The organism is Pseudomonas sp. JV241A (assembly GCF_900275665.1).
Classification (GTDB): Bacteria; Pseudomonadota; Gammaproteobacteria; order Pseudomonadales; family Pseudomonadaceae; genus Aquipseudomonas; species Aquipseudomonas wadenswilerensis.
Genome location: NZ_OPYO01000022.1, coordinates 1 through 17,523 on the forward strand (window position 1 = coordinate 1; position 17,523 = coordinate 17,523).

The window sequence follows — 17,523 nt, forward strand, 5'->3', positions numbered from 1 at the left end:
TGGTGAGTCAGTCCCTGATGTCTGCGAGAGCCTTGGTCTAGGGCGGACCGCGCTTCGTCGCTGGGTCGAGCAACTGCGCCAGGAACGAGAAGGTCAAACACCGGTCGGCGCGAAGGCCATCACTCCAGAGCAGCAGCGAATCCAGGAGCTGGAAGCGCTAGTCCGGCAAAAGGACCGGGATATCGAAATCCTAAAAAAGGCCAGTGCTCTCCTGCTTCGGGACTCCAAGGATCGTTCTCGCTGATCAACGAACTGAGTGAGCAATTTGGTGTTTTCGACTGCTGTCGCGTCCTTGGAGTTCGGCGCAGTAGTTTCTACGCATGGCGAAAACGCCAGGGACGAAAGGATCCGGTCAGAGAGGATCTGCGTTCAACGATGGCCAGCCTTTTCAAGGCCTCTCGTAGCTCTGCTGGGTCGCGAACGCTGGTTCGGGAATTGCGTCGTGCTGGCCATAAAGCCGGGCGATACAAGGTACGTATGCTGATGAAGGAAGCCGGTCTGCAATGCAAGCAACGCAGGCCGCATCGTTACCGATCATCGGGCACAGAAGCATTGATCGCGAGTAACCAGCTCAAGCGAAACTTCAACGTCTCGACGGTCAACCAGGTGTGGTGCGGCGATGTCACCTACATCCAGGTAGGCAAGCGTTGGCTGTACTTGGCGGCTGTGATCGACTTGTATGCTCGCCGAGTGGTGGGCTGGGCTTTCTCAATGATCGCCGATGCCCGGCTTGCCTGCGAGGCGCTACGAATGGCGGTCGAATCTAGAGGTAGACCGGCTGGAGTGATGTTCCACTCGGATCAGGGTTGTCAGTACACCAGCCATAAATTCAGGGCTGCTCTTGAGGAGTACGGTCTGGAACAGAGCATGAGTCACCGAGGCCAGTGCTGGGATAACGCCGTCATGGAGCGCTTCTTCGGTGCATTGAAGTCTGAGTGGATGCCAGCAGAAGGTTACGAAACCGAAGCGCAAGCACAGTTAGACATCCAGGCTTATCTGATGCGTTACAACCTTAAGCGTCTCCACAGCTACAACGGCTATGAAACCCCGGTAGCCATGGAGAAAAAGCTCAAGGTTGCGGCATGAACCTAAACCGGTGTCCAAAATCTGTTGACCAGTTCAAGCCCGCTCCCACCCACTCCAGGCAGGTGCGCACCTATGACTCGTCATCGATGGGCGGGCCGCGACGTGCTTCCAGCAACGTCCTGGGCAAGGCAAACCCTTCAAAACTGCGCTGGGTGACCGGGTTGTTGGCCTTGTGCACACCGACGCGGTAGCGCATCAGGCCATCAGCCACGGCAAAGGTCAGGTCGACGCTGGTGTCGGTCCGGCCGTTGAGCTGGGCGCGGCTGAGCAGGCGAAACAGCGACCAGGGCCCACGATAACTGAGGCTGGCGGTGTTGCCGCTGCTGTGCACCAGCGTCAGCTGGCTGGCGCTGGCACTGCTCAGGTCATTGGGCCAGACCAAGCCGGTGCGCTGTGGCGCGCCATGCCGGTAAGGCACCAACTGGCCATCGATGCTCAGCAGGCTGCTCAAGGCCAGGGGCTCGATGCTCAGTTGCACCGCCAGGTGGCCGCGGTTGTTGAAAAGGCACCCAAAGTGAAATGGCCAGAAGATCTGGATCTCGAATCACGGACGGCACCTTGAAGCCGCCTCCACGACCGGTACACATTCCAACCCCTACTCAGCGAAAAACGGAATCAGCTCCGGCGCATCTGACAGTCAAGCGCGTAGGAAGCCGTAGGACCCGTCTGAATTACCTCTCCTCTCTTGAGGCCTCAAGCCACACCCGCCTAGATTTCCCCCTGGGGCTTCCCGTGCAGCTCCAGCCCCAGGGCGCTATGCACATTAACGGCAAGGACGTCGACATCAATTGAAGGACCCACTATGGAATTTCGCAACCTGACGCCCTTTGCCGCGTTATGTTTCAGTGCGCTCGATACCCGGGGCAATGATTACCCCGTCGTGGTGATGAAGGTTGGCTATCGTCTGCAGCCCATCCCGGGCCAGCCAGGGCACTGCAGTGCCGAAGTGATGGCTGACGAGCCGATCCTGCTGTGCGCAGCCGATCGTTACTTCGGTGAACAGGGCCAGAGCAGCGTCTACGAAGAAAGCGACCTGGCGCCGTTCAAACCCCGCTGCGATGTGATCATCAACGGCCATGCCCACGCCCCCGGCGGCGAACCGACAACGTCCTGGACTGCTGGCATCCGCCTGAGCGCTCCATTGAGCGAACAGCCATGCACCGCACAACACGAAGCAGAACACCATGAGGCGCGGGGCATTCTGCTCGACAAGCACCTGCGCTTCAGCGGCCCTCGACACTTTGAGCATGGTCTGTTCAGCGGCTGGCGCTTGTCTGCTGCCGAGCCGGCCATCCGCGTGCCCTTGCGCTGGGAGTACGCCTTCGGCGGCAGCAGTGTGCTGCCCAACCCCGACTATCCGGACAATTGCGCCGAGCCGTACCTGCTCCATCAGGTCTGCTACAGCAATCCATTGGGCCGGGGCTGGATCGAAAAACGCCATGAGAAACACGCCTGGTCCATGGACGCGCCACTCCAGCGCCTGGCGGCCCCGCAAATCGAGGCGCTCGACAGGCCGGTCACCCACCTGCACGTCACCCACCATCCGGACGGCGACATCAGCGCCGCCGACATGGCCCAGCTGTCCGCCACCTACGGCTACTGCCCGGCAGGGTTTGGGGTGGTGGGCCGGGCCTGGGCGCCTCGCCTGGCCCTGGCCGGCACCTACGACAAAGCCTGGCAGAAAAAACCCTGGCCGGGGTTACCCGCCGACTTCGACTTTGCCTACTGGAACGCTGCCCCCGTCGACCAGCAAATCGCCTTTCTGCCCGCGAACCTTCGCATCGAACTGTTCAACCTTACCCCGCCTGCACTCAGCCACAACGGCCAACTCTGCGTGGAACTGCCCGAGCACCGGCCCTTTGTGCTGATGCGCCTGCACAGTGGCGAGTTGCTGCCGCTGCCGCTATTCACCGACACCCTGCATATCGATACCGATGCCATGACCTTGTCGTTGACTCACCGGATCAGCCTGCCCCGCCCGGACGACATTTGCGCACTGGAAGCCTGCTTCGATTTCGCTCCGTGCCCCCGTAGCTGAAAACTGCAAGCCAGCCTCTCCCGGGGCTTTTTCGTTTCTGCGCCGCTTTTGCAGTTCTGTGCGACACATCCCACTTCAGGTACTCCCGTACCAGCCCCTCTAAGTGGTAGCTTGGAAATGTTTTGTTGCACCCATCCTTTCTCATCATTTGCCTGCAAAGGAATGCCCCCCGCAATGAACTTCGCCCTGAAAAAACTGGCTGCGGCCACCCTGATGCTCGCTGGCCTGGCATCGATCACCTCGCCTGCCTATGCCAACATCACCCCACAGCAGAGCGCGGCCATTCTCAAGAGCTTCAGCGACGCTTCGGTCAAGGATTTCCGCCAGTTCCTGGCCAGTGTGGCGAAAAGCGAACTCGGCAAGGCCGACAAGCTCGACCAGAGCATCGCCGCCTTCCTGACCAACAAGCAGCTGACGGCTGAACAGCAGAACGAAATCCATCGCCTGCTGGGGATCTATGCCCGGCTGAAGTACGGCGATGCGGCCACCCAGACCCTACGTGAACTGGTGGCTATTCCGACCTTCCGCGTCGACGGCGTCGATCAGCACGACAACCCCGAATTCATCAAGATCGCCGAGAAGATCAAGAGCCTGGCCCAGGCCTTCAACCTGAACTTTCGCAACATCGACAACCGTGTCTATGAAATTTCCCTGGAAGGCCAAGGCGATGAAGTGGTCGGTATTCACGCCCACGCCGACGTGGTGCCGGTGACGCCGGAGAACTGGGTACTCAAGGACGGCACCCGTCTCGACCCGTTCAAGGTCACCCTGGTTGGCGATCGCATGTACGGTCGCGGCACCGAAGACGACAAGAACGGTATCGTCGTGGCGATGTACGCCATGAAAATCATCAAGGAAGAGAAGCTGCCGCTGGCACGCAACTTCAAGCTGCTGGTCGACACCACCGAAGAGACCACCGGCGACGCCATCCCCTACTACTTCGAGCGCAACCCGACGCCTAATTACAACCTGGCACTGGACGGTGGCTACCCGGTGGTGATTGCCGAGAAAGGCTACGGCACGGTCATGGCCAGCTTTGCCCGGCGCGCAGGCGATGGCCAAGGCGCTGAAATCACCACCCTGACCGGCGGCCTGGCCACCAACCAGATCCCTTCGACCTCGGTGGCGACCCTGGTGACCGACAAGCCCGCCGAGCTGGCTGCCACCCTGCAAAAAGCCGGCGCTGAGTATGCCAAGGCCAATGGCGGCAACTTCGAGGTCAGCGCCAAGGTCGATGGCAAGGACGTCAAACTGACCGTCACCGGCGTCTCGGCGCACTCCTCTGAACCTGAGTCCGGGGTCAACCCGGTGGCGCGAATGCTCGACTTCATCAACAGCCTCGACGGCAAGGTCGCGCTCAAGCACAACCACATCACCGACGCCGCCCGCTACGCCGCCGACAACTGGGGCCTGGACTACCTGGGCGGCAAACTGGGTGTCGGTTTCTCGGACAAGTTCATGGGCCCGCTGACCACCTCGCTGACCTACGTCGGCCTGGACGACAAGGCCTTGAAACTGGCCGTCAACCTGCGTGTGCCTAAGGGCAAAAGCCCGGAAGCCCTGAAAAGCGAAATCGCCGGCAAGCTGGACGCGTGGAGCAAGCAGAGCCGCATCACACCGACCTTCGACTACTCGATCGCCGAGCCGATGTACCGCAACCCCGAGGGTGAATGGGTCAAGGCGCTGCTCGCAGTCGCCAGCGAAAACCTGGGGATGAAGCAGGAGTTCGGCACCTCCGCCGGCGCCACCTCGGTGCATGAACTGCCCAACGGCGTGCAGTTCGGCCTGGCCATGCCCGACGTCAAGTACACCGGGCATAACGACAACGAGTTCAAGACGGTGGAGCAGTTCCTTCTGGACCTGCAGGTCGTAACGGAAATGATGGGGCGTGTGGGACAACTGCCCAAGCTCTGACACGTCCGGCGGGCCCGCTGTTGTAGCGGGCTCGCCGGGTTGATCGGCTTACGCCGCTTCTTCAGCGCTATCACACCACTTGCAGGTTATGATCCACCACCGCCCCTCCATGGATTGGATCAAACATGCAAAAGACCTCGCCCCGGCCAAGATTGCTCAGGGCCACACTGCTGGCAGTGTCTGCACTGACCCTCGCCAGCATCAGTGGCTGCCTGACCAGCGAGCTGTATGAGCCGCGGGCCAGCGACGAAGTCTATACAGAGCAGGTAGGCCAGCTCTATGTGACGGCTGACCAGAAGAGCTTTGTGGTGCTGGGCAAAAAGTACCACTACTTCATCCTGGTCGAACCCGAGCTATTGCAGGCGATTCGCTCAGGGCTGCATGCCAAGATGCAGGCCGAGTTTCTGCCGGTCCACGTCAGCATGTATGAAACCCTGGACGGCGAATTCGAACTGAAGATCCCCGGGCTGGGGCAACTTGCAGCAGGCGAGGTCAACGAGGCAAAAGCGCTGGGCTTCGTGGCATCGGCGCAACAGGACGCCCTGCTGCATCGCTACAAAATTCAAGGCAGCCGCTTCAAGTCCAGCAAGGACATCAGCGCCCTTCAGGGCAGTACGCTGAACAGCACCTATCCCCTTCAGGTTTCGGCCTACCGAAAAAAGAGCAAGGTCACTCAGGTACTGCTGACGCCGGTCACCGTCACTGCTGACGGCGTGCTGATGATCCTCGCCGCGCCGCTGCTGCCGGTGGCGTTCATGGCGGCTCAACCGTTTCGGGTCAAATAGCGGTTGCACACGCCAGTGATATCATTTTGATGTCAACTCATTTACCATCGCCGCGCCCTTCTGCGTGGCCCCGCCTTTTTTGTCGCTGCAAGGTCCAGCCCGCACGCAAGCGAAGCACACAAAACACCGTTAAAGGAATGAACCGTGAACCCCGTGATGTTCCGCAAGACCCTGCTCGCCCTGGCCGTAACCGCCACTGCCTTGCCCGCCCTCGCTGAAACTGTCCAGCTGACCAACGCCGGTTTTAAAAGCGAGCACCAGCGCTACAGCGGCAATCTCGAGATCAACGGCGCCTATACCGGCGGCAGCGACGAAGATGCCATCGAGCTCAATGGCTCGAGCATCGAGAAAGACCTGATTCTCAACGCCACCATCAACAGCACCGGCAACTTCGCCGGCGGCGTCGACATGGACGTGTGGGAAGGCACGCAGCCGTGGGTCGCCAACAGCGTTGGCGGCGACGTGATCAACAAGGGCAGCATTTCCGCCATCGGCGGTGGCGCCAACGCGCTGATGATCGACCCGGCGAAGATTGGCGGCAGCGTCATCAACGAAGGCCTGCTCTACGCAGAAGGTGCGCCACTGAACGACGACGGCGGCCGCGATGTCGCCCGCGCCGTGGATTTCTCCGGCTCTTCGGTGATCAAGGGCGACCTGCTCAATGCCGCCGGCGGCAAGATCATCGCCAAGGGTGAAGATGCCAAAGGCATCAACCTTGAAGGCGGCGAGATCGTCGGCAAGGTCATCAACCGCGGCCTGATCGAAGTCACCGGCGCAGGCGCCACCGCCATCGACGCCACCACCAGCGGCTCGGGCGCGTACACCGACATGGTCGACCTGGCCGGCATCGAGAACCACGGCACCATCATTGCCAGCGGCGACGATGCCGAGGGCATCCGCATCGACGGCGCCAGCTTCACCGGTATGAACAACCACCTGGTCAACACCGGCACCATCCGTGCCGAAGACGCCGCCATCGCCATCGGCTTCAGCGACTTCGACAGCCCGGGCGCCCAGCCCTGGTACAAAGAAGAAGGCGATTTCAACATCTTCAACAGCGGTTCGATCATTTCTGCCGACGAGGCCATCGACGCCTCGGAAAGCAACCGCCCGGTCGAGCTGATCCTGCGCAAAGGCAGCGTGATCGTCGGTAACCTGATCGACCTGAGCAACATCGAAATCGAAGGCGACACCTCGTTCACCGGTACCGACAGCCGCGCTGACGGCGCCAACATTCGTATGAAGGACGGCGGCTGGATCGATGTCGGCAGCGTCAGCGACAACCTGAAAACCACCCTGACCTTCGAAGCCCCGCACACCAGCATCGACGGCAACCTGTACGTCGCCGGCAATTCGGCCCTGGGCCTGAACCTGAGCAGCGCCACCGACGCCAACACGGCTGTGCTCAAGGTCAGCGGCACCACCCAGTTCGGCCAGGGCGCCCAAGTGCAGCTGGCGGCCAAAGGCGAAGACTTCAATGCCAACGGCAGCACCTACAAACTGATCGAAGCCGGCCATATCGAACTGCTGGGTGCCGACGGCGAAAGCGTCGACCCGAACGGCAAACTCAACCTGGTCAGCAGCTCGGCGCTGCTCAAGGTCGACAGCTTCACCGTCGACAACAATCAGGTGGTGGCCGTGGTCACTGGCAAGGGCAAGGAAGAAGTCGAGCAGATCATCACCAACCAGGGTGGTTCGGCCAACAGCCAGAAAGCCCTGGGCAGCCTGACCGCCGACGGCATGATCGGCAAGCTGGCCAGTAACGACCCGTTCAAGCAGGCCCTGCTCAACGCCGACGAAGCCCAGGTCGCCAAGCTGGCCTCGGAACTGACCCCGGAAACCAATGGCGGCGCCACCCAGGCCGCCACCACCAGCCAGAACCTGGTGAGCAACGTCACCGGCAGCCGCACCAGTTCGCTGCGCGGCGCCTCCTCGGGCGAGGGCTTCAAGGAAGCCGGTGTCTGGGTGCAGTCGCTGTACAGCGACGCCAGCCAGGACCTGCGTGACGGCGTTGCCGGTTATAACGCCTACAGCCGCGGTATCGCCGTGGGTGCCGATGGCAAGCTCAACGACAACCTGACCCTGGGCCTGGCGTACAGCTTCATCAACACCGACGTGAACGGCAAAAGCGGCAACCAGACCGAAGTCGACAGCCATGCCTTTACCCTCTACGGCGGGTTCGAGCACGGCAACTACTTCGTCGATGCCAGCCTGACCTACGGCTTCAACGACAACCAGAGCAAGCGCAGCATTGCCGGCACGCAAGCCAAGGCCGACTATGACAGCGACCTGCTGGGCCTGAACCTGATCGGTGGCTACACCTACCACATCAACCCGCAGGTACTGGTCGAGCCGCGCCTGGCGGCCCGCTACAGCCTGGTGAACATCGACGGCTACCGTGAAAAAGGCTCTTCGGCAGCGCTGAAAGTTGAAGACCAGCGTTACGAAGCCATCGAACTGGGTGCAGGCCTACGCGTGGCCGGCAGCATGGCCCTGGGCGCCGGTACCCTGGAGCCGCAAGCCAAGCTGATGGCGTATCACGACTTCGCCGCCGATGAAGCCAAGAGCACCTCGACCTTCCTGCTCGGCAGCACGCCGTTCGTGACCAGCGGTGCCAAGGCGGCGCGTGACAGCTACGAAGCCGGCGTGGGTGCCGACTACAAGCTGGGCGCGGTGACCCTGGGCGTCAACTACGACTACATCGGCAAGTCCGGCTTCGATGCCGACGTGTTCTCGGCGAAAGTCCGTTACGACTTCTGATGAGCAAACCGCTTGCCGGCCCACGCCCGTGGGCCGGCGTCTGGCGAACCGTGGGGGCGCTGCTGGCCAGCGCCCTTCTCTGTGCCTGCCAATCCCCCTATCAAGCGCTGCAACAACTGGCTGAACAGCACGGTCGACACCTGGAGGTTGTGCCGGGGCAGCCGTTCCCGCTCGCCATGCTGGCACCACCTGACCAGCGTGCAACCGAGCGTCTGCGGGTGTACCTGGAAGGCGACGGCCATGCCTGGGCCACGGCCAGCCAGCCGAGCCTCGACCCAAGCCCGCGCAACCTGCTGGTGGCGCGACTGGCGCTTGAGGATCCGACCCCGAATGCCTACCTCGCACGGCCTTGCCAGTTCGTCACCGCAGCAGGCTGTAGCTCTGCGCTGTGGACTGATCGACGCTTCTCCCAGGAAGTGGTCAGCAGTCTCAGCCAGGCGCTGGACCGGCTCAAGCAGCGCGTTGGCAATCGCGAGTTCGAGTTGGTGGGGTATTCAGGTGGCGCGGCGTTGGCGGTGCTGCTGGCCGGGCAACGGGACGATGTCACGCAGATCCAGACCATCGCCGGCAATCTTGATCCAGGCTTATGGGTACAGCTCAAAGGCTTGTCGCCCCTGAACGGTTCGCTGGACCCGATGGTCTATCGGGACCGCCTGAAATCATTGCCCCAGCGCCATCTGCTGGGTGGTCGCGACGCGGTGATTCCTGGTGACATCGCAAGCAGCTTTCGCGGCAATCTGCGGTCGAGCGACTGCAATCAACGGGTGATCATCCCTGCCGCGACGCATGAGTCAGGCTGGGAGACTGCGTGGAGGGTTTGGCGAAGCCAGGCGATCGAAAAGTGCAATCAACTACAGGGCCTTGACCCGCACATCCCAACCAGCTTTTGAGCGTCCAGGAGCGGAAGCTCAATCGGCGCCCGGATCTCCAGCTCGCCTGAACCTTTGATCATCGTCACCTGAGGCGTACCGCTGTCTGACTTGAAGAAATAGGACACCGTCACCTTCTTCGCTTTGCCCGTGGCATTTACTGCCTCGGACACCTCCCGAACAGTCTGCTGAAAACGCTTCGTCTGCAGTTCATTGAGCGGTTGCCCTTGTTTGCGCAAACGCTTCATCGCCTTCCAGGCATTATCGCCACAGTACCCCGTCGATTCCAGATACACCGCGCTCTGCCATCTGCCGCGATAAAACCATTTCTCCTCGTGGCGACGTAGCACCCGAGAGGGATTGGAATTTTCATGGCGATTTCATATTTCGTAATGTTCTAGAAAACTAGTATTTCTGACAGTGGCCAGTAAGTTCTGGATGAGTTCACTGTGAACTGTACTGATACACGGGAACATTCATTAACCTGCAAAGGTGACAAGATGCTGACTATTACGATAAAAGGGCTGCCACCCTACATTGACTGGAATGTTACAGAAAAATTAGTGCAGAGCATTGCGGGCTGGAAATACGGCATTTATTCCAGGAAGACGGATCTGGACGAGGCGGAGTATAAAGTACAATGCGAGAACAGATTGAAGCAAGTACCTACGATGGCGGCGGATATCCGCAAGGCAATCTGCGATTGGCTGGAGAAAGAACGCCAGTATGGGGACGAGGGATTCGATACTATCGTGGTCACCGTCACTGAGGTGAACGACCCGGCGCAAGCGGGGTCAACGACTCCAGAGATTATAAAGGCGAACGCAACTCCCACGAACGTGAATACGAATCAGTAGGAGGGAAGCGTGCCGTGCCTGGTGCCAAGTATTCGGCTCACCATCTCGCGCAGCCGTAACCAATCCCGCAACTCGCGTGTCGCACGGAGCGCCTGACTTTACCCAGGCGGCCCACCGTGCGCGATATTCCGCCATGCGACACTTCCCTCTGGCGAGATCTGGGTGTCGCGCGCTCTCGTAAAGCCGGCGGAGTTTCAGGGCATGCTGGGTGAATGCGCGCGGTGCCACGGCGGCGCACCCCTCAGCCGTAAAAACAAACCCCATCCAGTCAAAGCCTTTCTCGACCTTGCCGATGAAGGTTTTGTCGGGGTGCTCGATTCCATAAAAATCAATGGTTGTCCATCAACGTCCATCGCGATCCGCGCGCGGTACAGAATGGAGCTGCTGGTGCAGGAGCTTCCAGCTGCTGGATAATGGCTGCCGACCTCCGCTTTCTGTGCTGCTAGCGCCGCCCGGCGAACTCAATCCCGACGAATCACCACCACCGCATCCAACATGACAACAACCGCTCTGCCGTGAGTGGCGCTACAGCTCATGCTGTACACCCGTCCTTCAAGCGACACGGACATCAGCGTGGCACTGAACAGCAACTGCTCTGAGGCCGCCACCAGGCGTAATGCGCGCATCTCGGCATGCATCACCGTGTATTCCACGGAACGTTGGAACTCATGGGCCAACAACTGCGACATCACTTCGCATAGCCCGGACAGGACGGCTGACATAGGCCACATCGGGTGGTCCGGAAAATGGCCGGCACAACGTTCTGCCGAGTAATCCACGCTGCATGCAGTGATCGCATGACGCTTGAGCGAAAGCACGAGCAATGGAAACATTCGCCGGTATGGCGAACGCGTTGCTGGAGAACAACCGGCATTGCCATGGTCGGCAAATGCGAGATCGAAGACTTGCGCAGGTAAAGCTTGGTAGCTGACGGTGAGATCGGCACTGACCCCACCCGCCGTGAGCAGTTCGGCGTTTGCCTCTACGCGCTTACCGGAGCGTGCTGACACCCGTGCACGTGCAGCAAACAGCATGGCTCGATCTGTATTCAGCCCAGCCCTGTGCATCGTCCAGATCGCATGATCAGCCAAATAATGGATACGCTCATCCGGATGTTGGACCAGGGCTGCCGCGCAAGCGCCGAGCGTGGACAGGTGACGAATGCATTCGGACAGGGTTAGAGGTCCCGCCTCAGCACCGAGGGGCTGCTCAGGTTTGAAATTTCCCCAGATGTCCCAATCAGCGTCTGCCGTCTGGTAGAGGGTGTCGAATGCAAAATAGGGACGCTGGACCGCCATCCTCTCGACCATCGGGTCAACACCGACAGTCACTCGAACCTTCGTGCTGGCGGGCAAAGCAATCAAGTCCATCGAGACTCATCTCCAAGTGTCCCAGCTCCGGAACCACCCTGAACTGCCGTGACACCCGGAACGATACGGCGCTCAACGATTTGCCGATACTGACAAAAATGACAGTCGCCTAACCCTGCGGGTACGGCTCAATCCGCGCGCGGCACATGACGAGGCTTGTTCTGTTCCTGCCTAGCTTCGGTCCCTGCTGATGCCGAGTGCCCGCCCCGGCGCGTCCTGCAACGCACGCTGGAGCAAATCCTCGCCCCCCCTTCCGGGGAGGCTTGACCAGCGTCGCTTTCAGCTCGATGTCCAACAGGCTCGGGCTATTGAGCAGTTGCTTAATCACTCTGCCAAGGACATCCCGGGAATCGCTGAATTGGTTGATCGACCGCTGCCTTGGCCCGACTGGATTTTCAGGTTACCAAGCACCTAATTCGCAAGAAAATATGTCCAGGCGACCGGCCAGCCTTGCCAGTGTCATGTCGTTGAGTGACGCGCCAGAGCCTTGGCTGAAAGCATTAAGCAAAGCCACGATGTCCCACGCCCTCGCCCCTTCAGATTTCACCCCGTCGCACCTCTTACCCTGTTGGCAGCCAAAAGACACGCGCAGGAAGCGAACAAGATCGGTGAAATCGTGAAGGACATTCAGAGAAAGATGGACCGTATCGCGGTAGATACGGATGCTCAGATCATCAGTAGGCATTAACCGCCGCTTGCGCCTGGCAAAGGCTACAAACAGGAAAGCCCCCAATAATCTTCGTCCAATTCTGTCGCTTCGCAAGAATGCGGCGCTATTGTTTGAACGTCAGAGAACTGGAGTACCCAATCTACGCCAGGCTTGGGACGATGGATCCTGATCGTCTTGTGCTTCCAGTCGATCGACTTGAGCAGCCCTTCCACCGTTTCGCCGACCTCAAGCTCAATTTGGATGCGCTCACGAGTGCGATACAGATTCAGGCGAGCCAAGTTCAAATTGTTCATGCGCTACTCACCTCATCGCTCAAAAGTTCAGAACCAGACAGCGCACCAGTAAACGCTATCTGCCTGATGATATGTTCATGAGCCAACGCCATTGGACGTTGCTATCCGCCCGTACCTACTCCTGATAGTCAAGACAGCGGCATACCCGCCTAGCAGCCTGCAGAGCATTTAACAGAATCTCCCTTACGCCACCTTCATCCATCTCCTGCAAAGGAAATCCAAATTGCTTCAGTTCCTCCAGCACCCCGTCAAATGAAGGAACGCCAGAACGGTTCTGGCTGAGACGTTCGTATAAGCCTCTGATTTCATCGTCGCCCATTGATGCCCCCAATGTAACAAACGTCCAACCCGTTAACCCGCAGCCATACCTGCTCACATTTTCCGATCCAACGACATTGGCATAGACACTACTTACGCGAAGCAGCAGCTGTCTACTGACAAAATTGATAGTTCTCTGTCGGCATGAAAGCGTGAGTCGCGCTGCCTGCAACAGGTGCAGTTGCTGATAGTACAGACCTGGTTCTGCCCCCTTGGCGAACCAGTGCATTCAGTTGTTCAGAGCGAACCCGTCGTGTATTTCACCAAAAACAGGGGAGACTCCCATGCTGAATACATGACCCTATCACCACACAACACATCATCGATACCTATCATTTTTGCCAGTAGATTTGCCGACACTATAGATCAACAATGCAAAGGCCCATCCCAATGCTGGCTTAACCTCAGGTCGTCAGTAACGCTTAGCATAGAGAGTAATAATTACAATCACCTCTGAAGCCATGAATTGTATTTTTTCACTCCCACTATCCATGGAGCACTTGCCTTGTCTTTGCCCTACCGCGCTAGCACCCTGAAAAACATTATTCTAGCACTGTGCGTTTTCGGCACGATGGTAGAAAACATTAACGCAGAAGCGCGTTCAGAGACATGGCAAATTGTCGTTGACGCCGGAAGCAGCAAGACACGCGGGATTCTTTATAAATTATCCTCTGACACTATTACTCCCATTGTGGAATACAGCACTAAAAACCCATTGGCTAGCCATGTGCATTTTCCTGAAAATGCAGACACCCAACTCATAAGCCCTTTGCTTGACGCATTGATTAAGCTCGCCGATGACAAAGGATATACCCTGGAAAAAAACAATGTCCTCGTGAGCGTTCTCGGAACAGCAGGCATGCGCGAGTTGTCTCCATCTCAGCAACTATCTATTTATCAGTCTGTCAACGAGGCAATCCATGGCAAGGGATTAATGACAGGTCAGGTGCGTACGACTGAAGGATGGGAAGAAGGGGCATTCGCTTGGGTACACCTTAATTACTTAATAGGACTTACAGGGTCTGACAAGACGCTAGGGATAATTGAGATGGGTGGAGCCTCAAGCCAGATTACTTTTGCCAGCAACGATCCGCAGGCGGATAGCACCCATACGGTACAATGGAATAAAAAAACCTATCGTATTGTGAGTGAAAGCCTGCTTGGCCTGGGTGCTGATGCGGCCAGGTTTGCTATGGACAGGGTGCAACAGCAAGATCAGACTTGCTACCCCGAGGGCTCATCAAAGCCAGGTTCATTTAACTTCAGCGCGTGCGACAGTGCGTACGACAAAGCCATAGCGACTGATGGCAAATCTGAAATCCAGAAATTCGAACGCGTTGTCAACTCAAACGATTTCAGCCACACCCACTTCATCGGCTTGAGCTCACTTTACTACACACTCAGCTTTTTCAACAATGACACGCCAACCCGACAGACATTGAAACATGGAATTACGCACAACTGCGAGCATTACAAACACATTGAAGACGCCATCAAGAATGACAGCTCAAAAGATAAATACCAGCCAGAAAACAAATGTGCAAACGGGGTATTTGCTTATAACATCCTCTACGACCACCTCAACTTGAAAGATGGACAAATTACAGCACTAAAGAAAATTGAAAACATGGACATCCGGTGGACCGAGGGCTACTTGTTAATTAACAAGTAAACCTACCAGCATGGCCGTTCGCCTCTGGATGCCGAGCGGAGTAAGCCAACGTGTTTCGGCGTGCCCGGCGTCAGTTCACACGATCATTAGCGTACGCCTGCAGTACGGATGGGGCGACAACCAACGGGGTGTCACTGGGCCGTGGCGTCCCGAAGGGGCGACGTAACCGTGGCCAGCAATGAGTACCCATGCCAGGGAAATGCAACTGAAACAACGAGACTTGAACGTACTGGCCTGCACTGGATGTCAGCGCTTTTGCGCAGAAACGAAAAAAGGCCCCTAAGGGCCTTTTTTCTATCACTACAGCACTCTGCTGAATGCTGAAGCGCCATATTTGGAGCGGGAAACGAGACTCGAACTCGCGACCCCGACCTTGGCAAGGTCGTGCTCTACCAACTGAGCTATTCCCGCGTCGTGATGGGGGCTATTGTAACGATTCAATAAATCTCGTCAAGCCCTTGATTCAAAAAAGCTTTATTTCTGCTCCGAGCCTTCGCGCAGGTGCGGCCAGGCGGCGCGCAGGTAGTGCACCATCGACCACAGGGTCAGGCCGGCCGAGATCATCAGCAAGGCGTAGCCCAAAATCACCCAGAACGTCAGCACCGGCGGGTTGGCCAGCAAAATCACCAGGGCGAGCATCTGCGCCGCGGTCTTCCACTTGCCCAGGTTCGACACCGCGACGTGCGCCCTCGCCCCCAGCTCGGCCATCCACTCGCGCAGGGCCGAGACCACGATCTCGCGGCCGATGATCACCGCCGCCGGCAGGGTCAGCCAGAAGTTGGCGTGCACTTGCACCAGCAATACCAGGGCCACGGCGACCATCAGCTTGTCGGCTACCGGGTCGAGGAAGGCGCCGAACGGCGTGCTCTGCTGCAGGCGACGGGCCAGGTAACCGTCCAGCCAGTCAGTGGCCGCGGCGATGGCGAAGACACTGCTCGCTGCGATATAGCTCCAGTGATACGGAACATAGAACAGCAAAATGAAGATCGGAATGAGCAGGACGCGAAGAACGGTAAGCAGATTTGGAATATTCATCGGCACAACTGGCTGCAAAGTGAGCAGGCATTCTACTCGCTATGCAGGTTGGCATAAATCGACTCGGCAAGCTTTTTACTGATTCCCGGTGCTTTGGCGATTTCTTCGATGCTGGCGCGGGTCAGTTCCTGCAGGCCACCGAAGTGCTTGAGCAGGTCACGGCGGCGTTTCGGGCCGACGCCGGCGACGCCTTCGAGGGTCGAGGTGCGGCGCGTCTTGCCACGGCGGGCACGGTGGCCGGTGATGGCAAAGCGGTGGGCTTCGTCGCGGATCTGCTGGATCAGGTGCAGCGCCGGTGAGTCGCCCTTGAGGGTGAACTCGTGGGCCACGTCATTCAGGTACAGGGTTTCGAATCCGGCCTTGCGCGTGGTGCCCTTGGCCACCCCGAGCAGGATCAGGTCGGGCACCGCCAGTTCCTGCAGCACCTCACGGGCCATGTTCAGCTGGCCCTTGCCGCCGTCCACCAGCAGCACGTCGGGCAGCTTGCCCTCGCCGTCCTTGAGCCGGCCAAAGCGCCGGGTCAGGGCCTGGTGCATGGCCGCGTAGTCGTCGCCCGGGGTCACGCCTTCGATGTTGTAGCGCCGGTAGTCGGACTTGAGCGGCCCTTCCGGGCCGAACACCACGCACGAGGCCACGGTGGCTTCGCCGCTGGAATGGCTGATGTCGTAGCATTCCAGGCGTTGCGGGGTTTCATCCAGGGCCAGGACCTGGGCCAGGGCCTCGAAGCGTGAAGCCATGTGCTGACGGTTGGCCAGGCGTGCGCTCAGCGCCTGCTCGGCGTTGGTCACCGCCAGTTGCTGCCAGCGCGCACGGGTGCCGCGCACTCGGTGGCTGATGGTCAGGTCACGGCCGCGCAGGGTTTCGATGGCAGCGCTGATCGCGGCGAAATCCTCGTGCACCACGTTGACGATCAGTTCGCCCGGCAGCTCGCGCTCGGCATTGCCCACGTAGTACTGCGAGAGGAACGCGGCCATGACCTCGGCCACCTCCTCCTCGATGCCCACTTGCGGGAAGAAGTTCTTGCTGCCCAGCACCCGCCCGCCACGCACGCTGATCAGGTGCACACAGGCGCCACCGGGATTGACGAAGGCTGCGACCACGTCGACATCGCCGCTGCCGCCTTCCATGCTCTGCTGGTCCTGGACCCGGCGCAGCAAGGCGATCTGGTCGCGCAGCTCGGCAGCCTTCTCGAACTCCAGGGCCATGGCCGCCTGCTCCATCTCGGCGTTCAGCTCGTTGGTCAGCTGGTGGCTGCGGCCTTCGAGGAACATCACCGAGTGGCGCACATCGACTGCGTATTCCTCCGGCTCGACCAGGCCGACACAGGGCGCCTTGCAACGCTTGATCTGGTATTGCAGGCACGGCCGGGTGCGGTTGCTGTAATAGCTGTCTTCGCACTGGCGGACGAAGAAGGTCTTCTGCAGCAGGCTCAGGCTCTCGCGGATCGCTCCGGCACTGGGGTACGGCCCGAAATACTTGCCCTTCTGTTTCTTGGCCCCACGATGGATGCCCAGACGCGGGTAGTCGCCATCGGAGAGAAACACATAGGGGTAGGATTTGTCGTCGCGCAACAGGATGTTGTACGGCGGGCGCCATTCCTTGATCAGGGTCTGCTCGAGCAGCAGCGCCTCGGTCTCGTTGGCGGTGATGGTGGTCTCGACCTGGACGATGCGCGCCACCAGGGCAGCCGTCTTCGGCGCCAGGCCAGTCTTGCGAAAATAGCTGGCGAGGCGCTTCTTGAGGTTCTTGGCCTTGCCCACATACAGCAGCCGGGCCTCACCGTCGAACATCCGGTAGACGCCCGGGCGACCGCTGCAGGTCGCCAGGAATGCGCTTGAATCGAACACAGGTGTCAT

Annotated in this window: 17 protein-coding genes, 1 tRNA gene and 1 pseudogene; 10 read left to right on the forward strand and 9 right to left on the reverse strand. The window is 59.2% G+C overall.

The features are described 5' to 3' along the window. Both JV241A_RS27655 and JV241A_RS13905 read left to right on the forward strand, forming a co-directional pair. On the forward strand, nt 1-244 hold a 244-nt coding region (locus tag JV241A_RS27655; RefSeq protein ID WP_240047863.1), incomplete at its 5' end, for a transposase. An 8-nt stretch (nt 245-252) separates the two neighbouring features. Further along, nucleotides 253-1,086, forward strand: coding sequence for an IS3 family transposase (locus tag JV241A_RS13905; protein WP_240047866.1), 834 nt, complete (start codon nt 253-255; stop codon nt 1,084-1,086). Between the two features lie 70 nt (nt 1,087-1,156). Here the strand turns inward: JV241A_RS13905 and JV241A_RS13910 are convergent. Continuing rightward, nucleotides 1,157-1,588: pseudogene (locus JV241A_RS13910) on the reverse strand (type VI secretion IcmF C-terminal domain-containing protein); the annotation flags it as partial. 300 nt (nt 1,589-1,888) lie between these two features. On the opposite strand from JV241A_RS13910, the gene JV241A_RS13915 reads away from it, so the two are divergent. From JV241A_RS13915 to JV241A_RS13935, 5 genes are all read left to right on the forward strand, one after another. Then, nucleotides 1,889-3,124 (forward strand): DUF2169 domain-containing protein, encoded by a 1,236-nt coding sequence (locus tag JV241A_RS13915; RefSeq protein WP_134063091.1) that lies wholly within the window; start codon nt 1,889-1,891, stop codon nt 3,122-3,124. Between the two features lie 174 nt (nt 3,125-3,298). Then, on the forward strand, nt 3,299-5,038 hold the full coding sequence (locus JV241A_RS13920; RefSeq protein ID WP_134063093.1) for a dipeptidase: 1,740 nt from the start codon (nt 3,299-3,301) through the stop codon (nt 5,036-5,038). Between the two features lie 125 nt (nt 5,039-5,163). After that, a complete protein-coding gene (locus tag JV241A_RS13925) occupies nt 5,164-5,823 on the forward strand; it encodes a hypothetical protein (RefSeq protein ID WP_233674288.1) in 660 nt (219 codons plus the stop codon). Nucleotides 5,824-5,979: 156 nt separating this feature from the next. Further along, nucleotides 5,980-8,583: an autotransporter outer membrane beta-barrel domain-containing protein gene (locus JV241A_RS13930; RefSeq protein WP_134063197.1), complete on the forward strand. Its 2,604-nt coding sequence runs from the start codon at nt 5,980-5,982 to the stop codon at nt 8,581-8,583. Continuing rightward, nucleotides 8,583-9,473, forward strand: a complete 891-nt coding sequence (locus JV241A_RS13935; RefSeq protein WP_134063095.1) for an alpha/beta hydrolase — start codon at nt 8,583-8,585, stop codon at nt 9,471-9,473. Before JV241A_RS13930 ends, JV241A_RS13935 begins: the two co-directional genes overlap by 1 nt. On the opposite strand, the gene JV241A_RS13940 is transcribed toward JV241A_RS13935, so the two are convergent. Next, entirely contained in the window at nt 9,431-9,700 is a 270-nt protein-coding gene (locus tag JV241A_RS13940) for a hypothetical protein (protein ID WP_134063096.1), read from the reverse strand. The genes JV241A_RS13935 and JV241A_RS13940 overlap by 43 nt on opposite strands. Nucleotides 9,701-9,952: 252 nt before the next feature. Here JV241A_RS13940 and JV241A_RS13945 point away from each other — a divergent pair, with 252 nt between their 5' ends. Together JV241A_RS13945 and JV241A_RS13950 are read left to right on the forward strand one after the other, a co-directional pair. Beyond that, a complete protein-coding gene (locus JV241A_RS13945) occupies nt 9,953-10,309 on the forward strand; it encodes a hypothetical protein (RefSeq protein WP_115087165.1) in 357 nt (118 codons plus the stop codon). Nucleotides 10,310-10,510: 201 nt separating this feature from the next. After that, nucleotides 10,511-10,723, forward strand: coding sequence for a hypothetical protein (locus JV241A_RS13950; protein WP_134063097.1), 213 nt, complete (start codon nt 10,511-10,513; stop codon nt 10,721-10,723). Between the two features lie 47 nt (nt 10,724-10,770). On the opposite strand, the gene JV241A_RS13955 is transcribed toward JV241A_RS13950, so the two are convergent. The 4 genes from JV241A_RS13955 to JV241A_RS13970 all read right to left on the reverse strand — a co-directional run bounded on the left by JV241A_RS13955 (nt 10,771) and on the right by JV241A_RS13970 (nt 13,189). Next, a complete protein-coding gene (locus JV241A_RS13955; RefSeq protein WP_134063099.1) occupies nt 10,771-11,679 on the reverse strand; it encodes a hypothetical protein in 909 nt (302 codons plus the stop codon). A 400-nt stretch (nt 11,680-12,079) separates the two neighbouring features. Beyond that, entirely contained in the window at nt 12,080-12,364 is a 285-nt protein-coding gene (locus JV241A_RS13960) for a hypothetical protein (protein ID WP_134063102.1), read from the reverse strand. Between the two features lie 26 nt (nt 12,365-12,390). Continuing rightward, entirely contained in the window at nt 12,391-12,642 is a 252-nt protein-coding gene (locus JV241A_RS13965) for a hypothetical protein (protein ID WP_115087168.1), read from the reverse strand. Nucleotides 12,643-12,757: 115 nt separating this feature from the next. Then, nucleotides 12,758-13,189 carry a hypothetical protein gene (locus tag JV241A_RS13970; protein ID WP_134063103.1) on the reverse strand — a complete coding sequence of 144 codons (432 nt, stop codon included), beginning with the start codon at nt 13,187-13,189 and terminating at the stop codon, nt 12,758-12,760. 276 nt (nt 13,190-13,465) lie between these two features. On the opposite strand from JV241A_RS13970, the gene JV241A_RS13975 reads away from it, so the two are divergent. After that, nucleotides 13,466-14,632 (forward strand): hypothetical protein, encoded by a 1,167-nt coding sequence (locus JV241A_RS13975; protein WP_240047864.1) that lies wholly within the window; start codon nt 13,466-13,468, stop codon nt 14,630-14,632. Nucleotides 14,633-14,967: 335 nt separating this feature from the next. Here JV241A_RS13975 and JV241A_RS13980 read toward each other — a convergent pair. The 3 genes from JV241A_RS13980 to uvrC form a co-directional block, all read right to left on the reverse strand. After that, a tRNA-Gly gene (locus tag JV241A_RS13980) sits at nt 14,968-15,043 on the reverse strand. A 63-nt stretch (nt 15,044-15,106) separates the two neighbouring features. Beyond that, a complete protein-coding gene (gene pgsA, locus JV241A_RS13985; protein WP_010221879.1) occupies nt 15,107-15,667 on the reverse strand; it encodes a CDP-diacylglycerol--glycerol-3-phosphate 3-phosphatidyltransferase in 561 nt (186 codons plus the stop codon). A gap of 32 nt (nt 15,668-15,699) precedes the next feature. Further along, on the reverse strand, nt 15,700-17,523 hold the full coding sequence (uvrC, locus tag JV241A_RS13990) for an excinuclease ABC subunit UvrC (protein WP_134063105.1): 1,824 nt from the start codon (nt 17,521-17,523) through the stop codon (nt 15,700-15,702).